The sequence below is a fragment of the Comamonas sp. DB36 genome, from assembly GCF_057914905.1.
Map to the genome: position 1 here is coordinate 1,252,362 of NZ_CP196631.1, position 19,402 is coordinate 1,271,763.

20 protein-coding genes are annotated in these 19,402 nt (G+C 64.3%); 12 read left to right on the forward strand and 8 right to left on the reverse strand.

The window, feature by feature from the left end; all coding sequences use genetic code 11:
- The first annotated feature begins 7 nt into the window (after positions 1–7).
- From ACSVDO_RS05960 to ACSVDO_RS06015, 12 genes are all read left to right on the forward strand, one after another.
- Entirely contained in the window at positions 8–1,384 is a 1,377-nt protein-coding gene (locus tag ACSVDO_RS05960; RefSeq protein WP_489595315.1) for an adenylosuccinate synthase, read from the forward strand.
- Positions 1,385–1,425: 41 nt separating this feature from the next.
- Positions 1,426–1,950: a phosphoribosyltransferase gene (locus ACSVDO_RS05965; protein ID WP_332535105.1), complete on the forward strand. Its 525-nt coding sequence runs from the start codon at positions 1,426–1,428 to the stop codon at positions 1,948–1,950.
- Between the two features lie 417 nt (positions 1,951–2,367).
- A complete protein-coding gene (locus ACSVDO_RS05970; RefSeq protein WP_489596343.1) occupies positions 2,368–3,303 on the forward strand; it encodes a YncE family protein in 936 nt (311 codons plus the stop codon).
- Between the two features lie 4 nt (positions 3,304–3,307).
- Positions 3,308–4,108: a polysaccharide deacetylase family protein gene (locus ACSVDO_RS05975; protein WP_489595316.1), complete on the forward strand. Its 801-nt coding sequence runs from the start codon at positions 3,308–3,310 to the stop codon at positions 4,106–4,108.
- Between the two features lie 11 nt (positions 4,109–4,119).
- The gene (locus ACSVDO_RS05980; RefSeq protein WP_332535109.1) at positions 4,120–5,097 is read left to right on the forward strand and encodes a sterol desaturase family protein; all 978 of its coding nucleotides are present in this window, start codon (positions 4,120–4,122) and stop codon (positions 5,095–5,097) included.
- A 25-nt stretch (positions 5,098–5,122) separates the two neighbouring features.
- Positions 5,123–6,010 (forward strand): EI24 domain-containing protein, encoded by an 888-nt coding sequence (locus ACSVDO_RS05985; protein WP_489595317.1) that lies wholly within the window; start codon positions 5,123–5,125, stop codon positions 6,008–6,010.
- Positions 6,011–6,016: 6 nt separating this feature from the next.
- Positions 6,017–6,838, forward strand: a complete 822-nt coding sequence (locus tag ACSVDO_RS05990; protein ID WP_332535112.1) for a competence/damage-inducible protein A — start codon at positions 6,017–6,019, stop codon at positions 6,836–6,838.
- Between the two features lie 187 nt (positions 6,839–7,025).
- Complete coding sequence (gene glnA / locus ACSVDO_RS05995) at positions 7,026–8,441, forward strand: type I glutamate--ammonia ligase (RefSeq protein WP_489595319.1); 1,416 nt, start codon at positions 7,026–7,028, stop codon at positions 8,439–8,441.
- 198 nt (positions 8,442–8,639) lie between these two features.
- The gene (locus ACSVDO_RS06000) at positions 8,640–9,158 is read left to right on the forward strand and encodes a hypothetical protein (RefSeq protein WP_332535114.1); all 519 of its coding nucleotides are present in this window, start codon (positions 8,640–8,642) and stop codon (positions 9,156–9,158) included.
- Positions 9,159–9,166: 8 nt separating this feature from the next.
- Positions 9,167–10,246: a nitrogen regulation protein NR(II) gene (glnL, locus tag ACSVDO_RS06005; RefSeq protein ID WP_489595321.1), complete on the forward strand. Its 1,080-nt coding sequence runs from the start codon at positions 9,167–9,169 to the stop codon at positions 10,244–10,246.
- A gap of 39 nt (positions 10,247–10,285) precedes the next feature.
- Positions 10,286–11,851 carry a nitrogen regulation protein NR(I) gene (ntrC, locus tag ACSVDO_RS06010; protein WP_332535116.1) on the forward strand — a complete coding sequence of 522 codons (1,566 nt, stop codon included), beginning with the start codon at positions 10,286–10,288 and terminating at the stop codon, positions 11,849–11,851.
- 129 nt (positions 11,852–11,980) lie between these two features.
- Positions 11,981–12,817, forward strand: a complete 837-nt coding sequence (locus ACSVDO_RS06015) for a ferritin family protein (RefSeq protein ID WP_489595323.1) — start codon at positions 11,981–11,983, stop codon at positions 12,815–12,817.
- Between the two features lie 33 nt (positions 12,818–12,850).
- On the opposite strand, the gene xth is transcribed toward ACSVDO_RS06015, so the two are convergent.
- The 8 genes from xth to ACSVDO_RS06055 form a co-directional block, all read right to left on the reverse strand.
- Positions 12,851–13,627, reverse strand: a complete 777-nt coding sequence (gene xth / locus ACSVDO_RS06020) for an exodeoxyribonuclease III (RefSeq protein WP_489595325.1) — start codon at positions 13,625–13,627, stop codon at positions 12,851–12,853.
- A 125-nt stretch (positions 13,628–13,752) separates the two neighbouring features.
- Complete coding sequence (locus tag ACSVDO_RS06025) at positions 13,753–13,947, reverse strand: helix-turn-helix transcriptional regulator (RefSeq protein ID WP_489595327.1); 195 nt, start codon at positions 13,945–13,947, stop codon at positions 13,753–13,755.
- 2 nt (positions 13,948–13,949) lie between these two features.
- Positions 13,950–14,486, reverse strand: coding sequence for an HNH endonuclease (locus ACSVDO_RS06030; protein WP_489595329.1), 537 nt, complete (start codon positions 14,484–14,486; stop codon positions 13,950–13,952).
- A 49-nt stretch (positions 14,487–14,535) separates the two neighbouring features.
- On the reverse strand, positions 14,536–15,459 hold the full coding sequence (locus ACSVDO_RS06035) for a Lar family restriction alleviation protein (protein ID WP_489595331.1): 924 nt from the start codon (positions 15,457–15,459) through the stop codon (positions 14,536–14,538).
- Positions 15,460–15,583: 124 nt separating this feature from the next.
- Complete coding sequence (locus ACSVDO_RS06040) at positions 15,584–16,027, reverse strand: hypothetical protein (RefSeq protein WP_489595333.1); 444 nt, start codon at positions 16,025–16,027, stop codon at positions 15,584–15,586.
- Positions 16,027–16,509: a hypothetical protein gene (locus tag ACSVDO_RS06045; protein WP_489595334.1), complete on the reverse strand. Its 483-nt coding sequence runs from the start codon at positions 16,507–16,509 to the stop codon at positions 16,027–16,029. The genes ACSVDO_RS06040 and ACSVDO_RS06045 overlap by 1 nt, the downstream gene beginning before the upstream one ends.
- Positions 16,509–17,486, reverse strand: a complete 978-nt coding sequence (locus ACSVDO_RS06050; protein WP_489595335.1) for a hypothetical protein — start codon at positions 17,484–17,486, stop codon at positions 16,509–16,511. The genes ACSVDO_RS06045 and ACSVDO_RS06050 overlap by 1 nt, the downstream gene beginning before the upstream one ends.
- A gap of 50 nt (positions 17,487–17,536) precedes the next feature.
- A complete protein-coding gene (locus ACSVDO_RS06055) occupies positions 17,537–19,357 on the reverse strand; it encodes a DNA cytosine methyltransferase (protein WP_489595336.1) in 1,821 nt (606 codons plus the stop codon).
- Between the last annotated feature and the right edge of the window lie 45 nt (positions 19,358–19,402).

Sequence of the window (19,402 nt, forward strand, 5' to 3'; positions counted from 1 at the left end):
TTTGAATATGAAAGCAACCAAAGGTCGCAACGTGGTCGTGGTCGGCACCCAGTGGGGTGACGAAGGCAAGGGCAAGCTCGTGGACTGGCTCACGGAAAGCGCCCAGGGCGTCGTGCGCTTCCAGGGCGGTCACAATGCCGGTCACACCTTGGTCATCAACGGCGTCAAGACCGCGCTGCACCTGATTCCCAGCGGCATCATGCGCGCCGGCGTCAAGTGCTACATCGGCAACGGCGTGGTGCTGTCGGCCGCCAAGCTGTTCGAGGAAATCGAAGGCCTGGAAAAAGCCGGCGTGCAGGTGCGCAACCGCCTGCGCGTGAGCGAAGCCTGCCCGCTGATCCTGCCTTTCCATGCAGCCCTCGACGTCGCCCGCGAAGCCGCGCGCGAGCAGGGCGGTACCGAGAAGATCGGCACCACCGGCCGCGGCATAGGCCCGGCCTACGAAGACAAGATCGCGCGCCGCGCGCTGCGCGTGCAGGATCTGAAGTACCCCGAGCGCTTCGCCACCAAGCTGCGCGAACTGCTGGCCCTGCACAACCACATCCTGGTGCATGTGCTTGGCTCGAAGAACTTCACTTTCGGTGACGCGCTCAAGCCCTACATCGCCGACGGCGAAGTGCAGTTCGACGCGGTCTACGAAGAAGCGATGCGCCACGCCGAGCTGCTCAAGCCCATGATGGCCGACGTCTCGCGCGAGCTCAACGAAGCCCACCAGGCCGGCGGCAACCTGCTGTTCGAAGGCGCTCAGGGCACGCTGCTCGACGTGGACCACGGCACCTACCCCTATGTGACCTCGAGCAACTGCGTGGCCGGCAACGCCGCCGCCGGTTCGGGCGTGGGCCCGAGCCTGCTGCACTACGTGCTGGGCATCACCAAGGCGTATTGCACGCGCGTCGGCGGCGGTCCGTTCCCCACCGAACTCGATTGGGAAAAGGAAGGCACGCCCGGTTATCACATGAGCACCATCGGTGCCGAAAAGGGCGTGACCACGGGCCGCAGCCGCCGTTGCGGCTGGTTTGACGCAGCCCTGCTCAAGCGCTCGGCCCAGGTCAACGGCCTGTCGGGTCTGTGCATCACCAAGCTCGACGTGCTCGACGGCCTCGAGGAACTCAAGCTCTGCGTGGGTTACGAACTCGACGGCGAAACCATAGACCTGCTGCCCATGGGCGCGGACGACATCGCGCGCTGCAAGCCGATCTACGAAACCATTCCCGGCTGGACCGATTCGACCGTGGGCGTGACCGACTACGACAAGCTGCCGGCCTCGGCCCGCCGCTACCTGGACCGCATTGCCGAAGTCACCGGCGTGCCGATCGCCATGGTGTCGACCAGCCCCGACCGCGATCACACGATCCTCATGCACAACCCCTACAGCGCAGCCTGATCGCCGCCGTCTGTATCCACGACTGAAAACAGGAAAGCACCATGTTGACCGAAGACGGTAATCACCTGTACGTAAGCTACGACGAGTACCACGGCCTGATCGAGAAGCTTGCGCTCAAGATCCACCAATCGGGCTGGGAATTCGACACCATCCTGTGCCTGGCACGCGGTGGCCTGCGTCCGGGTGACATCCTGAGCCGCATTTTCGACAAGCCGCTGGCCATCATGTCCACCAGCTCCTACCGCGCTGAAGCCGGCACGGTGCAGGGCCACCTGGACATCGCGCGTTTCATCACCACGCCCAAGGGCGAGATCGCGGGCCGCGTGCTGCTGGTCGACGACCTCGCGGACTCGGGCCACACGCTCAATGCCGTGGTCGGAATGCTCAAGAGCAACTACGCGCCCATCACCGAGCTGCGCAGCGCGGTGATCTGGACCAAGGGCCTGTCGACCTTCAAGGCCGACTACTCGGTGGAATTCCTGCCGACCAACCCCTGGATCCACCAGCCGTTTGAAAGCTACGACAACATGGGCCCGCAGAAACTGCTGGAAAAATGGAAACTCTAAGCACCCCCTGAGCGGCTTACGCCGCTTCCCCCTCTCAACCTTCGGTGGAGGGGGACGGCACCATCGCTGCGGGGCGGCCCTTGCTCGGTGCCCCTGAGCTGGGGCATGCTAGGTTTGGAAAACGTGAATGACTTTTTCCGCCGATATCCAAGACCGCTTAGGCGGTCTTTTTTTTGCCGCGCCGCCCTGTGTCACTGTTGGTTTTAGATGACATCTGGTGACAAGCTTTGGTGCACACGCACGCACCAGTGTGGCGCGCAGATACACTGCACGCACTCTAGAAAGTGGTGGTTTGTGAAGCGCAATTCTTTCGAGCAGCGACGCGCTGCCCTGGTTTTGATCGGATGGGCCGGTGTGGCCGCCACGGGGGCCTTCGCTGCGCCACCCGCAACGCCGGTTCCGGCCGCTGCCGCGCCGCTGCCCGCGGTGAATACGCCCCCGGCCAAGCTGCCCCCGATCTTCGTGCTCAATTCGCTCGATGCATCGGTCAGCGTGATCGACCCCGAGCGCTGGGTCGAGACCCAGCGCATTCCCACGGGCAAGGAGCCGCACCATCTTTATCTGACGCCCGACGAGAAATCGCTGATCGTCGCCAATGCGCTGGGCGATTCGCTGACCTTCCTCGATCCGCGCACGGCCCAGGTGCAGCGCGTGGTGCGCGATATTTCCGATCCCTACCACCTGCGCTTCAGTCCCGACATGAAGTGGCTGGTGACGGCCGCCAACCGGCTCGACCATATCGACTTCTACCGCTGGGACGGTCAGCAGCCGGTGCTCGCCAAGCGCGTGAGCACGGGCAAGACCCCCAGCCACCTGTGGATAGACGCGCGCAGCGCCACGCTGTATTCGACCATGCAGGACAGCGACGAGCTGGTCGCGATCGACATGGCGACCCAGGTCATCACCGCGCGCGTGCGCACCGGTGCCATGCCCGCCGACATCTACGGCAGCCCTGACGGCAAGCGGCTCTACATCGGCCTCACGGGCAGCGACAGCGTGGAAGTGTTCGACATCTCCGCCGGCCCGCCGCGCAACATGGCGCTGATCAAGACCGGCAAGGGCGCGCACGCGTTCCGCGCCGCGGGCGACAAGCGCCATCTCTATGTCAGCAACCGCGTGGCCAACACCATAGGCAAGATCGACATGCAGACCCAGCAGCTGGTCGACACCTATCCCGCCCCTGGCGGCCCCGACTGCATGGAAGTGTCGGCCGACGGCCGCTACATCTATCTGAGCTCGCGCTGGGCGCGCAAGCTGTCGGTGATCGACACCGTCGAGAAGAAGGTCGTGCGCCAGGTCAACGTGGGCAAGTCGCCGCACGGCGTGTGGACGCTGGCGCACGCGCCGCGCTGAAGCCATGCCGCTGCGCCGTAACGCCTTGCTCGGGGCCTGCCTGCTGGGCGCCAGCCTGCTGTCGTTCGGCGCCTGGGCCCAGGACGCCTGCAAACCGGTCTATCTGACGTTCGACACCGGCCACATGGGCGTCGCGCCGCTGGTTGCCGAAGTGCTGCAGCGCCAGCAGGTGCGCGTGACTTTCTTCGGCGCCAACGAGGCGACGAAGGAAGGCGACGGCAGCCTGGGCGAGCACTGGGCACCCTGGTGGCGCGCGCGCGCCGCCGAAGGCCATGCTTTCGCTTCCCACACCTGGTCGCATGCCTACTGGCGCGGTGATGCGGGCAGCCCCCAGGCACCGGCCTTTCGCGTCAAGCCTTCGGCCGGACCGCGCGAAGGCGAAACGTATACGCTCAGCGCCGCGGGCTACTGCGCCGAAATCAAGCAGTCGGCCGAGCGGCTGCAGCAGATCACGGGCAAGAAGCCGCTGCCGTTGTTTCGCGCGCCGGGCGGCAAGACTTCGCCCGCGCTGCTGGCCGCGGCCAGGTCCTGCGGCTGGGCGCATGTGGGCTGGTCGCCCGCGGGGTTTCTGGGCGACGAGCTGCCCAGCGAGCGCTTCAGCAACAAGGCCTTGCTGGCCCAGGCACTGCAGCGCATACGCAGCGGTGATATCTTGTTGGCGCATCTGGGCATATGGTCACGCAAGGATGCCTGGGCGCCCGCGGTGCTCGAGCCGCTGATCGTCGGGCTGAAGGAGCAGGGCTTTTGCTTTCGCACGCTGGACACACATCCTGATTACCGTGATTGGATAACGCAGACGCGTTGAGTGGAGAGGTTATGCAGGTCTTGGTGGATTGGTTCAACGCAGCGCAACAGTGGCTGTTCGAGGGCGTGGTGCAGCCGCTGCTGTTTGGTCTGGGGCTGGGCAATCTGCTCGAGGACGGCTACACGGCCACGGGCTGGCTGCTGGTCGGGCTGATCCAGCTGGTGGTGATGGTGCTGCTGATCGCGCCGCTGCAGCGCCTGTGGCCCGTCGAGGCCGTGACCGACCGGCGCGCGATACGCGTCGATATTCTTTATACGCTGGTGCACCGGTTGGGCCTGTTTCGCATCGCGCTGTTCTTCTCTATCGATCCGTTGTGGGACCATCTGTTCGGCACGCTGCGCGTGTGGGGCATGCCCACCTATCACCTCGACAATCTCTGGCCCGGCGTGACCGACCAGGCCTGGGTCAGCCTGCTGCTGTACCTCGTGGTGTTCGACCTGCTCGACTACTGGATACACCGCGGCCAGCACCATTTCGGCTGGTGGTGGAAGCTGCATGCGCTGCACCATTCGCAGCGCCAGATGACGATGTGGAGCGACAACCGCAACCATCTGCTCGACGACCTGTTGCGCGACAGCATCATCGTGCTGGTGGCGCAGATCATCGGTCTGGCACCTGGCCAGTTCGTCGCCATTGTCGCCATCACCCAGCTCAGCGAAAGCCTGCACCACGCGAATCTGCGCCTGTGGTTCGGCCGCGTGGGCGAACGGCTGTGGGTCAGCCCGCGCTTTCACCGCCGCCACCACACCATTGGAATCGGCCATGAAACGCCCGACGGCCAGCGTGTGCGCCGGGGTGGAAACAACTTCGCCGTGCTGCTGCCGGTGTGGGACATGCTGTTCGGCACGGCCAATTTCGAGCTGCGCTATGACCCTACCGGCATCCGGGATCAGGTCGAACCCGATGCCCGCGGACGCCTGCGTGACTATGGGGAAGGCTTCTGGAGTCAGCAGTGGCGCGGGGTTCTGCGTTTGATGGGTCGCGCTTGAGGCCCGCAATGGGTATCCTAGAGGCATGCGACTGCTTATCGACTCCTTCTGGCGTGCAGCAGCTTACTGTCTGCACAAACGGGTAATCCTCTGGTCCCTGGTCCCGCTGCTGTTCATGACCCTGTTGTCGACCGTGCTCGGTTACTTCTTTTGGGGGCCGACGGTGCAATGGGTGCAGGGACTGCTCGACGGCGCGGGCTGGCTGCAGACCGCCTGGGGCTGGCTGCAGGCGCGCGGCGTGGGCTTTGGCTCGGCCGCGGTGGCGCCGGTGCTGGTGGTGCTGGTCGCGATGCCCATCATTGTCGTGCTGTCGCTGCTGTTGGTCGCGCTGTGCATGGCGCCCGCGCTGGTGCGGCTGGTCGCCGAGCGGCGGTTTCCCCTGCTAGAGCGCAAGCTGGGCGGTTCGCTGCTCGCGAGCCTCGCCTGGTCGCTGGGCTCGACGCTGATCGCGCTGATTGCCCTGGTCGTTTCCGTTCCGCTGTGGTTCGTGCCGCCGCTGGTGCTGATCATCCCGCCGCTGATCTGGGGCTGGCTCACCTACCGCGTCATGGCTTTCGACGCGCTGGCCGAGCACGCGAGCAAGCGCGAGCGGCGCGTGCTGTTCCTGCGCCATCGCTACAGCCTCATGGTCATGGGCGTGGTCTGCGGCTATCTGGGCGCTGCGCCGGCCATTGTCTGGGCTTCGGGCATGCTGTTCCTGGCCGCGTTCTGGGTGCTGATTCCGCTGGCAATCTGGATCTATGCGCTGGTGTTCGCGTTCTCGTCGCTGTGGTTCGCGCATTTCTGCCTGGCGGCGCTCGAGCTGCTGCGCGCCAACCCGCAGCCGGTCGACGCCGCCGACGTGATCGTGCCCTTGGCGCCCCAGCCCGAATCTTCGGCGCAGGTGCCACCTCTTTCCTCCCCCCACAAGTGAGTGTTCATGGATTTGCAGTTTGGCGCCATCATCATTGGCGATGAGATTCTTTCGGGTAAAAGGGCAGACAAGCATCTGTCCAAGGTGATTGAACTGCTGGCGGCGCGTGGCCTGTCGCTGTCATACGCTGAATACATAGGGGACGACCGGCCGCGGCTCACGGCCGCGCTGGAGCGCGCGTTCGACAGCGCGAGCGTGGTGTTCTCGTTTGGCGGCATAGGTGCCACGCCCGACGACCATACGCGGCAATGCGCGGCCCAGGCGCTGGGCGTGCCGCTGGCGCTGCACCCGCAAGCCGTGGCGCTGATCGAGGAGCGCATGCGCGATGTCGCGGCCGAGAAGGGCGAAGTGTTCGAGCCCGGCCGGCCCGATAACCTGCACCGGCTGCAGATGGGCAATTTTCCGCAGGGCGCAAGCATCATCGCCAACCCCTACAACAAGATTCCCGGTTTTTCCTGCGCGGGCCGCGCGGGCGGTGCCGTGCATTTCGTGCCCGGCTTTCCCGTCATGGCCTGGCCCATGGTTGAAAGCGTGCTCGACCAGCACTATGCGCCGCTGTTCCATGGCCCTGCGCGGCAGGAGCGTTCGGTGCTGGTTTTTGGCGTGGGGGAGGCTACACTCACGCCGCTGATGCAGCAACTCGAAGCCGCCCATGGCGACATCCGGGTGTTCAGCCTGCCCAGCGTGGACCATGCGGTGCACGGCGCGCATGTCGAGCTCGGCATCAAGGGCCTGGCCACGGCGGTCGAATCCGCCTGGCCTGCACTGATTGAGGGATTGCACTCTATTGGTGCGAAGTACAGCACCGAAGTGGTGCGAAATGGGTGATTTTTTTCGGCATCGCAGAATTGCACCGTTTTGGTGAAGCTCGGCGCTGCCATGGTACGGTGCCTGCCTTTGGGCGAGCGGGTGAGCACCAGCGAATACGGCAATCGGAGTGCGTGCAAAGTTGGCACGCAAACTGCTTGAAGTATTGCAACATTTTTTGAACAAGCCGTTTTTGCAGGAGACCCTGATGGCTAAGACCGTTGCAGATGTGATGAAGATGGTGAAGGAGAACGAGGTCAAGTTTGTTGACCTGCGTTTCACCGATACCCGCGGCAAGGAACAGCACGTGACCGTGCCTGTGTCGCACTTCGATGAAGACAAGTTCACTTCGGGCCATGCATTCGACGGCTCCTCGGTGGCTGGCTGGAAGGGCATTGAAGCCTCGGACATGCAATTGATGCCCGATCCCGCCACCGCGAACATCGACCCCTTCTTCGAAGAAACCACGCTGTTCCTGCAGTGTGACGTGATCGAACCCAGCGACGGCAAGGCCTACGACCGCGATCCGCGTTCCATCGCCAAGCGCGCTGAAGCCTACCTGAAGGCATCGGGCCTGGGCGATACCGCCTACTTCGGACCCGAGCCAGAATTCTTCATTTTCGACGGCGTGCGCTGGACCAACGAACCCGGCCACGTGAGCTTCGAGATCGAAGAGTACGAAGCCCCCTGGAACACCGGCACCAAGTTCGATTCCGGCAACCGCGGCCACCGTCCCACGACCAAGGGCGGCTACTTCCCCGTGCCTCCCGTCGACAGCACGCAAGACATGCGCGCCGAGATGTCGCTGATCCTCGAATCGCTGGGCATTCCGGTCGAAGTGTTCCACCACGAAGTGGCGGGCGCAGGCCAGAACGAAATCGGTACGCGCTTCTCCACGCTGGTGGAACGCGCCGACTGGACGCAGCAGCTCAAGTACGTCGTCTGGAACGTGGCCAACACCTATGGCAAGACGGCCACCTTCATGCCCAAGCCCTACGCTGGCGACAACGGCTCGGGCATGCACGTGCACCAGTCGGTCTGGAAAGACGGCAAGAACCTGTTTGCCGGCGACGGCTATGCCGGTCTGTCTGACTACGCGCTGTACTACATCGGCGGCATCATCAAGCACGCCCGTGCACTGAACGCCATCACGAACCCCGGCACCAACAGCTACAAGCGTCTGGTCCCCGGCTTCGAAGCTCCGGTCAAGCTGGCCTACTCGGCCAAGAACCGTTCGGCTTCGATCCGTATTCCTTACGTGTCCAACCCCAAGGGCCGCCGCATCGAAGCGCGCTTCCCCGATCCACTGGCCAACCCTTACCTGTGCTTCTCGGCACTGCTGATGGCGGGTCTGGACGGCGTGGAAAACAAGATCCATCCCGGCGAAGCCGCGACCAAGGATCTGTACCATCTGCCCCCGGAAGAAGACAAGCTGGTGCCCACCGTGTGCCACAGCCTGGACCAGGCCCTCGAAGCCCTGGACGCCGACCGCGCGTTCCTGACCAAGGGTGGCGTGTTCTCGGACTCCATGCTCGATGCCTATATCGAACTGAAGATGACCGAAGTGACGCGTTTCCGCCAGGCCGTGCACCCTGTCGAATACGACATGTACTACTCGCTCTGATGGAGCCAGCTGCCGCCCCGCAAGGGGCGCAGCACAAGAAAGCGGCGCAAGCCGCTTTTTTTTCGCCTCCACGGCGTGTGCAATGTGGGCGCACGCGCACAGCGCGCGGGGCAATTCGCCTGTTTGTCACCGGATCAGGCGATACTGTTGGTTACTGCGCCGCGCCTGTCCGCAGGCCAACGGTGACCGAGGACTGTGATGAAAAAACTGCTTGTACTCCTGTTATTGCCGCTGCTCGCACCCCTGGCTTCGGCCCAGAGCACGATCTACCGCTGTGGCAATGAATACACCAACAATGCGACCAGCGCCAAGGAGCGCGGTTGCAAGCCCGTGGAAGGCGGTCATGTGACCGTGATCCATGGCGGCCCGCCACCCGGTGCCTCGGCGGCACCCGCGGCGCCGGCCGCACGCAGCGGCGCCGCGCCCGCACCTGCACCGCGCGCCGAAGGCAGCGCCCAGCGCGTGCGCGATTCGGACGCGCGCGCCATCCTGCAGGGCGAGCTCGCCAAGTCGCAGGAACGCCTGGCCCAACTGGAGCTCGAATACAACAACGGCAGCCCCGAGCGCTCGGCGCTGGAGCTGCGCAATCCCCAGGGCTATATCGAGCGCACGGCCAGCCTCAAGGCGCAGATCGCGCGCTACCAGAGCGACATCGCGGGTCTGCGCCGGGAAATTGCCCGCCTGCCGGCAGCCGCTGCCGATGTGCCCGTCAACTGAAGGCGTACATGCCCCTTTCCCTCGAGAAACGGCGCCCGGAAAGCGCCTACCATGTCTTCGATTCGCTCTGTACCCTGACGGCCGTGCTGGCGCTTGACGGTTCGGTGCTGTTTGCCAATGCGGCGCTGGAGAACGCGCTGGGCCTGTCGCGGCGCATGCTCGAAGGCAGCGACTTTTCCGAACACTTTGTCGACCCGGCGCTGCTGCACAAGGCCATGGACGGCGCGCGCGTGCAGGACTATGCGGCGCTGCGCTTCGAAGCCAGCCTGCGCCGCCAGGCCAAGGAGTCGATTCCCATGCAGGTGATCGTGTCGATCGCCGAAGGCTCGGGCCATGTGCTGCTCGAGATGTCGCCGCTCGAGCAGCAGGTGCGCCAGGACCGCGAGGAGCGGCTGATCGAGCAGACGCAGGCGCACAAGGAGCTCATACGCAACCTCGCGCACGAGATCAAGAACCCGCTGGGCGGCATTCGCGGCGCGGCGCAGCTGCTCGAGATGGACCTCGAGAGCCCCGAGATGCGCGAGTACACCCAGGTGATCGTGCACGAAGCCGACCGGCTGCAGAGCCTGGTCGATCGCCTGCTCGCGCCGCACCGCCATCCGCATCTGGTCGGCGACGTCAACATCCACGAAGTCTGCGAGCGCGTGCGCTCGCTGGTGCTGGTCGAGTACCCGCAGGGTCTGAGCGTGCGGCGCGACTACGACACCTCGATTCCCGAGTTCCGCGGCGACCGCGCGCAGCTGATACAGGCCGTGCTGAACATCGTGCAGAACGCCGCGCAGGCACTCGCGCCACGCATTGTGCAGGGCGATGCCTGCATCACTCTGCGCACACGCGTCGCCCGGCAGGTGACTTTTGGTAAACAGCGCTACCGCCTGGCATTGGAATTGCATGTGATAGACAACGGACCGGGCGTGCCAGAGACCATCAGGGACAGGATTTTCTATCCCCTGGTGTCTGGACGGGACGGCGGATCGGGTCTGGGGCTGACATTGGCCCAGACCTTTGTGCAGCGGCACGATGGCTTGATCGAATGCGACAGCCAGCCAGGTTGCACCGATTTCCGCATTCTCATCCCCTTGCCCTGAGGTCCATGACAACACCCAAGCGTAAGGAAGCAAGAAAGTATGAAGCCGATCTGGATAGTAGATGACGACCCTTCGATCCGCTTCGTCCTGGAAAAGGCCCTGGCACGGGAAAACCTGCCGACCCGCAGCTTCACCAATCCGCGTGAAGTGCTCGAGGCGCTGGCCGACATAGACGCCAGCGATCCCGCGCGCCAGCCTCCCCAGGTGCTGGTCAGCGACATCCGCATGCCCGGCGGCTCGGGCCTGCAGCTGCTCGAGCAGGTGCGCACCCAGCAGCCCGGCCTGCCGGTGATCATCATGACGGCGTACTCCGACCTGGACAGCGCCGTGTCGGCCTTCCAGCGCGGAGCGTTCGAATACCTGGCCAAGCCGTTCGACCTGCCCAAGGCCGTGGAGCTGATCCGCCGCGCGGTCGAGGAAAGCCAGCGCGAGGAGATCATCGAGGACCAGGCGCCGCTGAACGCCGAAATGCTGGGCCAGGCGCCCGCCATGCAGGACGTGTTCCGCGCCATCGGCCGCCTGAGCCAGAGCCAGGTGACGGTGCTGATCACGGGCGAATCGGGCTCGGGCAAGGAGCTGGTCGCGCGCGCGCTGCACAAGCATTCGCCCGTCTCGGGCGGACCGTTCGTCGCGATCAATACCGCGGCCATTCCCAAGGACCTGCTGGAAAGCGAACTGTTCGGCCATGAGCGCGGTGCGTTCACCGGCGCCCAGACCCAGCGCCGCGGGCGCTTCGAGCAGGCCGACGGCGGCACGCTGTTTCTCGATGAAATCGGCGACATGCCGTTCGACCTGCAGACGCGCCTGCTGCGCGTGCTGTCCGACGGCCATTTCTACCGCGTGGGCGGCCATGCTCCGGTGAAGTCGCATGTGCGCGTGATCGCCGCGACCCACCAGGATTTGGAGCAGCGCGTGCGCGAAGGCGGCTTTCGCGAGGATTTGTTCCACCGCCTCAACGTGATCCGTCTGCGCCTGCCGGCGCTGCGCGAGCGCCGCGAGGACGTGCGCATGCTCGCTCGCCATTTCCTGCAGCAGAGCGCGCGTCAGCTGGGTGTCGAGCCCAAGCGCATTGCCGAGGCGGCGCTGCAGCGGCTCGAGGCGTTCTCGTTCCCGGGCAATGTGCGTCAGCTGGAAAACATTTGCCACTGGCTCACCGTGATGGCGCCCGCGCAGCAGATCTCGGTCAAGGACTTGCCGCCCGAAGTGCTGCAGGAACTTCCCGGTAGCGCCGTTGCCGCTGGCGCAGCGCCGGTCTTCGCGCCGCCCGAGCCAGTTCCCGTGGTCGAGCGCGACGAGGTGCTTGCGCCGGCTTTCGTGCCGGCGACGGGTCTGCACGACGCAGCCGCAGCCGACATGCCGGTGGCGGGCGCGGCGCCGTCGACCTGGGAGCCCTTGCTCGACGTGCAGGCGCGCCAGCTGCTTGAAAGCGGCCAGGCCGATGTCTGGGATGTGCTGAGCCGACGCTTCGAGTCGCACCTGATCCGCACGGCGCTGCAGGTCACCCACGGCCGGCGCATGGAAGCCGCGCAACGCCTGGGCATAGGCCGCAACACCATCACGCGCAAGATCCAGGAACTGGGCCTGGAAGCGGGCGAAGAGCACTGAGCCGGCCCGGATGGCGCCGGACGGGCGTCATCCCGTCCTACGCCAGTGTGTCGGACTCACTGACCTGGCGGGGCTTGCGGCTGGGCGACAATGAAACCCTATTGTTTTGTGTGCGACGCACGTTTTTCCATGCCTGACCCCCGGTTTGCCGATTCTTCCTTTTTACGCCGAACCCAGCGTCAACTACGCTGGGGCGAAGAATTGCACCGTCAGACACCTACCGCACGCAACGCCGCCAACGGCAACCCTCAAGTCCAGGCCAGCCAGGATGTACTTCAGGACGCCTTCTGGTATGACCATTATCATCTTCAGCCCAACTACGTGAGTGGCCGCGGCTACGACCAGTATCGGCCCGCCTATGAACTGGGCTGGAAGGCCGCCGTGCAGTATCCGGGCGATCTGGCATCGGTGCTGCCGGTGCTCGAAGCGCAATGGCCGGCCTGCAAAGGCACGAGCCTGCTCGCCTGGCGCCAAGTATCGAGCGCAGTGGAGGCCGCCTGGGAGCGCATGCGCCAGGCCGATCCGGTGCTGGGGCTGTCGCAGGTGCAGGTCCTGGCCGTGTTGCAGGGGCTGCAGCGGCTGAACATGCAGACCGCCAAAAGCCTGCAGGTCGCGATCGTGCATTCGCCGCCCGGGCTGCTGCAGCAAATGCTGCAACGCCATCTGCACGCCTTCGAAGCGGCTTGCGCCGAACTGGTTCACGAATTCGCCTTGCCGCCATTGCACAGTGGCGACGGTTTTCTGTCCGGGCCTTTGCTGCGTGGATGGGAGACGCTCAAGTCGGCGATAGCGCCGCAGAGCAGCGAGGCCCTGCTCGATGCGAGCGAGGACGCCGAGAGGATGCTGCTGACGGCCTATCGCGCGGCGCTGCGCGAAGGGCTGCCCGAAGCGGCACGCGTGATCCTGCTGCGCCAGGCGATGGCCGTGCAGCGCGGCATCGAAGCGCTGCACTGGCTGCGTTCATGATTTTTGCCTGACGCTGCACGCCGGGCGCGGCGTTCAGTCCAGTGTCACCACCACCGGCGTATGGTCGCTGGGCTGGGGGTTCTTGCGCGGCGCGCGGTCGATCACGCAGGCGCTGACGCCGGGCTTGAGCGCGTCGCTCACGAGAATGTGGTCTATGCGCAGGCCGCGATTCTTCTGGAAGCCCAGCATGCGGTAATCCCACCAGGAAAAGCTTTTCTCGGGTTGCTCGAACATGCGGAACGCATCGGTCATGCCCAGCTCCAGCAGGTCGCGGAAATGCTGGCGCTCCTCGGTCGTATGGTGAATGGTTTCACGCAGGCCTTCGGGATCGAACGAGTCGCGGTCCTCGGGCGCGACATTGAAGTCGCCGACCAGCACCAGGCGCTCGTTCGCCGCCAGTTCCTTGCGCACCCATTCGCGCAATGCTTCCAGCCAGCGCATCTTGTAGGCGAACTTTTCGCTGCCCGGCGCCTGGCCGTTGACGAAGTAGCCGTTGATCAGGCGCAGCGGGCCTTTTTCTGTGTCCAGCGTGGCGGCAATGATGCGCGCCTGCGGGTCTTCGTGCTCGGGAATGTTGCGCACCACGTCGCGCGCGGGAGTGCGGCTCAGGATGGCGACGCCGTTATAGGTCTTCTGTCCATGGGTGACCGCATGGTAGCCCGCTTCCTGCAGCGCCTGCAGCGGAAATTTGTCGTCGGTCAGCTTGAGCTCCTGCAGGGCCAGTGCATCGACCGGATTGGCTTGCAGCCAGTCGAGCACCTGGGGCAGGCGCACGGTGAGGGAGTTGACGTTCCACGTCGCAATTTTCATTTTTCAAGACTTTCTATATTTCATGCGGGTTACAAGAGGGTCTAACGCAGTATTCTGGTTCTAGCTACCCATCTAGCTACCCAAAACGCGGCAGTCACTCTTGCCCCGATTTCGCCAACGCGCGCTCAGCCGGATGTTGCAATCCTGGCCGAAAGCAGTTGGCGCAAGCTCGCATCGGTGATTCTGGTGGATCCTTTGCCAATCCTGACCAGCTCAATGGTGCCAGCTTTGGCCATTCGGTAGATTGTGGCCCGGGAGACGGACAGTTTTTCACAGGCCGTGCTGATTCTGTGAACGGGGGGCAGTGCAGTGGCTTGCATATTTATGTACTCGTAAAAAAGCCCGCTTGCTGGGCGGGCTGGTCAAAGTCGGGGGCGGCTGGATGTAGTGCGCGCTTCTCTCGCAGATAGGCGGCGTATGCTGCCTCCGGCGTATGGAAATATCCAAGGTGCATGGTTTTCCTGTTCAGCTTGATTTTTGCGCACCAACGCTTTGCGTCCTTGCTCCAGCTGACGCCACTGAAGCCGCTGGTGTTATTTCGCTGCATCAGACGGTTCTGCACGTTTTCCGAGCGTGTGGCTTCCCGGAGATTCGACAGCCTGTTGTCGGACCGCACTCGGTTTATGTGGTCGAGCTCTTTCGATGGATGCACGCCATGAGCCCACAGCCAAGCCAACCGGTGAGAAAAATGCAGTCTGCCATCCAGCCTTATGGCTCGATAGCCGTCCTTGTCAAAAGAGCCGGCCTCGTCTCCAACATGGACCCTGTTACTCGATGCGGCCTTCCATGTGAAAACGCCAGTCTCCGGGTTGTATTGAAGCAATTCGCGCACCCGATCGGCAGTAAGTTCTGTTGTCATGTGAGGTGTCCTTTGGCGCGTTTATCGCGGCGCTCTCGTTTGCGGCGGCTCATCGAGGGGCCTCAATGCTTTGGGCGGCGTCCCAGCCAAGTCGCACCAGGTGGCATTCCTGTTCCGTTGGATCGCCGAAGCCGATCAGGTCTTGAATCTGTTCTTCTGTCAGCGGCTTGCGCTCCTGCGCGGCCTTGGCCTGCTTTGCCATTGCCAGGTGGCGCTCGCGGTTCACTGCGATCTGCCCGCGCTCTTTGAGCATCGTGTCGATGGCGCAGCTGCACGGATCGCGGTCGTCTTTGCACTGCCCGCATGGACCGATGATCAGTTGCTGTGCAGCTCCAGCAGTAACGCTGCCAGCTCCAGTAGTTGGGGCCTGAGGTTCGGTAGTAGCGGGCGCGGCTGGTGGCTGCGGGGCCGCGGCCAGCAGGTTGGCATATCTCTCTGGAATTCCGGCGCGATCAATCAGCAGCACCTGATGCTTTTCCGGGGTTTCGCGCAGTACATCGACCTCGCCGGCGCTCATGATGGCCACCAACATGTCGCCCGACGGCTCCACCGGCACGGCCTGCCACTCTGGCGGCACGCGGCCCATGGCCTGCACCTGGGCTGCGGTGTAGAGCGTGATGCACTTCTTGCACGACACGTCGCCCTGATCGGCGTGCAAGTGAAAGTCGCTCTCGTCGTCGGTCGGGCCTTGGTGCCAGTAGCCGAACGGCTCCATGCCCGCAGGCAGTGCGCGCGCTGCTTGCTCTGCTGGCGCGCGGCGGTTCCATCGGTCGATGGCTTTCGCAAGCGACTGCTTTTCACCGCTGGCAAAGCCATCGTCGGATGAAATGTGAAAGCCGCATTTTTCACAGCAGATGCAGGTCTCGTAGTTGTCGCTGACGCCAATCTCCCAGGGTCCGGTGGTCTCGGGCGCGCCGCCGCAGAACGGGCAGGGCAGCAGCTCCGCGCGGCTCTGTTGGTCTTGTGCTGTCATGGTTTTGGTCTCCAGTTGATAGGCATCGCACCAGGAGCAACCCGGCACGTTCCGCAGCGGACAATGCGTTTCAGGTCATTGGCGTATGAGGCGCTGCATGTTTTGCAGTGGTCTTGTGCTGTGGTCATGGGGTGGTTCCTTGCTGCGCCGCGCGCGCTGCAGCCTTCCTGGCTCGCCGGGCGCTGTCGATTTCCTTGTTGATGAGTCCGCCCCCGAAGCCGTCCGTTGCGCTGATGCCTTCGCCGCAGTGGGGGCAGAACGGAACCATGGTCCGGCTACGCCATGCCTCTTCCACCCTGCGAGCTGCCAAAAGATGTATCGCCTTGTCGTGCGCTCCATCCGCCCGGGCCTGCTTCGACGCGATCTTGCTCTGCACTTCACCCCAGTGCTCGGTGAGCATGCGCAGGGCGTAGTAGGCGCTGACCTGCTTTGCGCAGTCCAAGCACATCACGATGTCGCCGTTGTCGTCGAGCTCGACGCGCTTGTGCTCGCACTCGGGCTTCGGGTATTGATGGCGCCGCTTGTGGGTGAAGCGGTAATCGCCCAGTTCCACGACGTTTTCTGCCATCACGCACCGCCTTTCTGCGCTGCTGCGCGCTCGATCATCAGGTCGGTATCAGCAACCGTGGTGTGCGGATTGAAGAACGAGCATCTATCTATGTCGCGGTGGACACCCAGCACATCGGACACGCCGAGACGCGCGAAACGCGCCCCCTCATCCGTTAGCTGCGCGATGCAATACGCCCCATCGTCAGCCACCTCCGAGCGGAACATGCCCGGGTAGAGGCCATCCATTTCAAAACGAATGAACCCCTTCAAGCTGTACCCGTCCGTGACAACGGGAATGTCGCCAGCGGTGGGCATGTAGAACACATGCGGAGGCGCGGTTATGCGAACGAACTGGCCGCCATCGCCCGCGATCAGATAGCGACAATAGCCAGCCTCTCCCCAGCCGAGCGCAAGCGCATCGAATAGCTGGGCGATGTTCGTGATCGGGGCAGGTTGTCGAGCTTGCAAAGCCATGCCGTTGCGCAGAGCTATGGAAGCCATCACGCACCCCCTTGCGCAGCGCGGGCTGCGATGGCGGCGTCCGCAACGCCTTCTGCGGTCAGTGCGCGAATTTCTCCGTACTGCCAGTGACCGTTCCCGTTGTTCCACACGTTCTTGGGGAACACGCCGCGCGCGGAGAAGTGACGCCACCGCCCCGCATCGCGCGCATCCTCCTGCGCCTGGGCGGGCGCGGCCTCGACCACATGCACGCGCTGCTTCATCTGCTCAACCGCGTAGACAAGACCGCCCTTCCAGCCCTGGCGCGCCGCGTCGGTGCGCTCATTCAGGAAAAGATAGTGCATAGGGTGCTCGGACATGTCGAAGCGCTGAACGCGCGCCCAGGCCTCCCAGGCTTCCTGTTCCAGACCGTCGCACGTCGCCGGCCATTCAACCGGCCCTGTCACGGCCAACGGCGGCGATGGTTCCTGCCCCTGGCCCGCAAGCTGGGTTGCATGCTCCTGCGCCGGGTGAACTATCCCATCTACAGGCTCTCCGCGCAGCGCTTCACCCCGTAGGCGATGTGCAACACCGGCCCAGTATTCCGCCTTCTCCTTCCAGTGCTCCGCCGTGCCAAAACCATCAGGCACGGCCACTGCCAGGGCCTGCGCCGGGGCGGCGGCAAGCGCGGCGCGGGCGCGCGTCATGGCTAGGATGGCGCGCACCCCCAGCGGCGTGAACTCGATGGCTTCAATCAGCTCGCGCAACGCTTGCGGCACTGCCACGTCTGCGGGCGCTGTCACGTCAGTCATGATTTCCTCACGCATATCAGCAGGCAGCCCGGCATCAAGCAGTGCATCCTCGACCTGTTGCGTGATCAGCCCTTGGGGCGCTGGTGGGGCGGCTTGCAGGGCTTGGCGGAAATGCGCGTTCGCCTCGACTTCCTTACGCGCGCCATTCCAGCCGGCAAGATAGAAATGCGTTTCGCGGTCAGTCGCTGGCTGCGCAACGGCGTCGGTGGGTTGTGTCTTGTCGGTCATCGTTTTATCTCCGTTTATTCGATGGCAATAATTTGGTGGGCGGGGCTGTTTCAGGCCGCTGCCATCCCGTAGATTTGCGCCTCATGGGCGAAGTTGGCGCGGGCCAGGGCCTCGGCCAGCGGTGGACAAACGCTGTTTCCGCACATGCGGACCTGCGCGCTTTTGGTCAGCTTGAGCCCCTGGCTTTCGTCGTCACCTATGACGTAGGTGTCAGGGAAGCCTTGGGCCTTGAACAGCTCGCGCGGCGTCAGCATGCGCAGGCCGATGTCCACGATCTGGTAGTCCTGGCCGTGGATCGTGACCAGCCCGAAACGGTCCTTCGTAGTCGCTGTGGGCAGCGGGCCGCCGATCTTTGGGTCCTGGTCGGTGCTGTAGTAGCTGAGCAGGAACGCGCGGACCTCGGCATGGTGCTGGCCGCCAGCGCTGACGGTGTGCAGCGGCTCGTCGGTCGCCGCAGTGCTGCTGGTGCCTCGCAGCTTGATGAGGCTGCTGGTGACAATGCCCATGACGTTGCCTGTGCTTGGCCGTGCCGCGTCACCCCCGGCTGTTACGGTATGGACGGGCTCGTCCAATGGGCTGCCAGTGCTGCCCGTCCGAAACTTGGTGAGGTGTGCCGACACCAGGCTGTGGTGATCCACCGCCGTGACCGTGCCCATACTGTCGTTCAGGTCGCTGCCGGTCACGCCGGTGTAGTGCTTGGCGAGGAAGGCAGCAACAAGCGCATGCTTGGCTGCGCCGCCCACCACGGTGCCCAGGGGTTTGCCAATGTCCAGCGCGCGCGGCGCCTGGCCTTCTCGCTCGCCGTAGCCGGTTTGCACCAGCGTCGGCACTACCAGTGCGTGATTGCCGCCGCCAGCATGAATCGTGCGGACAGGCTCGCTCAGGCTGTGCGCCCGGCTGCCGGCGCGCTCCGTGTGCTCACCATGTGCTAGGCCCACGATGAAAGGCTCTGCTGCGTTCACCACATACCGCATGATTCCCTTGGCGATCCGCCGCAGCGTGGCATCTGCCAAGGGGCGGGTGCGCTCGAAGATGGACGGGCAGGGGATCGACCAATCGATGCACTCGGCGGCCGTGCGCCATGGCTTCAGCTTGCCGCTGCGCGCCAGCTCGCTGCCTGGTGCTGCATGCGTCACCGGCGGCCGCGCGATGGTGGGCAGCCCGTCGCGACGGCCGACCATGAAGAAGCGTTTGCGGATGGTGGGTGTGCCGTAGTCGCAGGCTTTCAGCTCGGCGCATTCGACCGAGTAGTGCATGCCGTCCAGCAGGCGCGCGAACTCGACTTCGCTCAGCGCCAATGGCCCGGTGCACAGCGCGACGCGCGCGTCTTCGATGGATTCGTTGTCTTCGCGTTCCGAAAGCGGCACGCCGGTGGTGAGCATCTGCTTGAACACCCGGAAGGTCTGGCCCTTCTTGGCGGGATCTGGGCGGGCGTTGCCGTCCTCGTCGATCAGCAGCGGCCCCCAGGTCTGGAATTCTTCGACGTTCTCTAGCATGAAGCCGCGCGGCTTGGTGCGGATGACCCAGCGCACACCGACCCAGGCCAGGCCGCGAATCTCTTTTTCCACGGGCTTGCCGCCCTTGGCCTTGCTGAAGTGCTTGCAGTCGGGTGAAAGCCATACCAGGCCCACGGGCTGGTTCTGCGTGACTTCGATGGGGTCCACATCCCAAACGCTCTCGCACAGGTGGCGGGTGTGAGGGTGGTTGGCGGCGTGCATCGCCAATGCCTCGGCGTTGTGGTTGATCGCAATGTCGACCGGGCGCCCGAACGCGGCTTCAAGGCCGGTGCTGGTGCCGCCGCCGCCGGCGAAGTTGTCGATGATGAGCTCGCCCGGGAAGGCCAGCGGCAGGGTGAATGCGTCACGCTTCATGGGCGCTCCAAAAAAGAAACCCGCTCAAGGCGGGCCGGTTGATGT

Excerpts from the sequence above, each read along its gene's own strand:
- ACSVDO_RS06045 (WP_489595334.1), bottom strand. The coding sequence starts at position 16,509 with ATGGCTTCCATAGCTCTGCGCAACGGCATGGCTTTGCAAGCTCGACAA.
- ACSVDO_RS05985 (WP_489595317.1), top strand. The coding sequence starts at position 5,123 with ATGCGACTGCTTATCGACTCCTTCTGGCGTGCAGCAGCTTACTGTCTG.
- ACSVDO_RS06055 (WP_489595336.1), bottom strand. The coding sequence starts at position 19,357 with ATGAAGCGTGACGCATTCACCCTGCCGCTGGCCTTCCCGGGCGAGCTC.
- ACSVDO_RS05960 (WP_489595315.1), top strand. The coding sequence starts at position 8 with ATGAAAGCAACCAAAGGTCGCAACGTGGTCGTGGTCGGCACCCAGTGG.
- ACSVDO_RS05980 (WP_332535109.1), top strand. The coding sequence starts at position 4,120 with ATGCAGGTCTTGGTGGATTGGTTCAACGCAGCGCAACAGTGGCTGTTC.
- ACSVDO_RS05975 (WP_489595316.1), top strand. The coding sequence starts at position 3,308 with ATGCCGCTGCGCCGTAACGCCTTGCTCGGGGCCTGCCTGCTGGGCGCC.
- ACSVDO_RS06000 (WP_332535114.1), top strand. The coding sequence starts at position 8,640 with ATGAAAAAACTGCTTGTACTCCTGTTATTGCCGCTGCTCGCACCCCTG.
- ACSVDO_RS06040 (WP_489595333.1), bottom strand. The coding sequence starts at position 16,027 with ATGGCAGAAAACGTCGTGGAACTGGGCGATTACCGCTTCACCCACAAG.
- glnL (WP_489595321.1), top strand. The coding sequence starts at position 9,167 with ATGCCCCTTTCCCTCGAGAAACGGCGCCCGGAAAGCGCCTACCATGTC.
- ACSVDO_RS06035 (WP_489595331.1), bottom strand. The coding sequence starts at position 15,459 with ATGACAGCACAAGACCAACAGAGCCGCGCGGAGCTGCTGCCCTGCCCG.
- ACSVDO_RS06050 (WP_489595335.1), bottom strand. The coding sequence starts at position 17,486 with ATGACCGACAAGACACAACCCACCGACGCCGTTGCGCAGCCAGCGACT.
- ntrC (WP_332535116.1), top strand. The coding sequence starts at position 10,286 with ATGAAGCCGATCTGGATAGTAGATGACGACCCTTCGATCCGCTTCGTC.
- ACSVDO_RS06030 (WP_489595329.1), bottom strand. The coding sequence starts at position 14,486 with ATGACAACAGAACTTACTGCCGATCGGGTGCGCGAATTGCTTCAATAC.
- ACSVDO_RS06015 (WP_489595323.1), top strand. The coding sequence starts at position 11,981 with ATGCCTGACCCCCGGTTTGCCGATTCTTCCTTTTTACGCCGAACCCAG.
- glnA (WP_489595319.1), top strand. The coding sequence starts at position 7,026 with ATGGCTAAGACCGTTGCAGATGTGATGAAGATGGTGAAGGAGAACGAG.
- xth (WP_489595325.1), bottom strand. The coding sequence starts at position 13,627 with ATGAAAATTGCGACGTGGAACGTCAACTCCCTCACCGTGCGCCTGCCC.
- ACSVDO_RS05990 (WP_332535112.1), top strand. The coding sequence starts at position 6,017 with ATGGATTTGCAGTTTGGCGCCATCATCATTGGCGATGAGATTCTTTCG.
- ACSVDO_RS06025 (WP_489595327.1), bottom strand. The coding sequence starts at position 13,947 with ATGCAAGCCACTGCACTGCCCCCCGTTCACAGAATCAGCACGGCCTGT.
- ACSVDO_RS05965 (WP_332535105.1), top strand. The coding sequence starts at position 1,426 with ATGTTGACCGAAGACGGTAATCACCTGTACGTAAGCTACGACGAGTAC.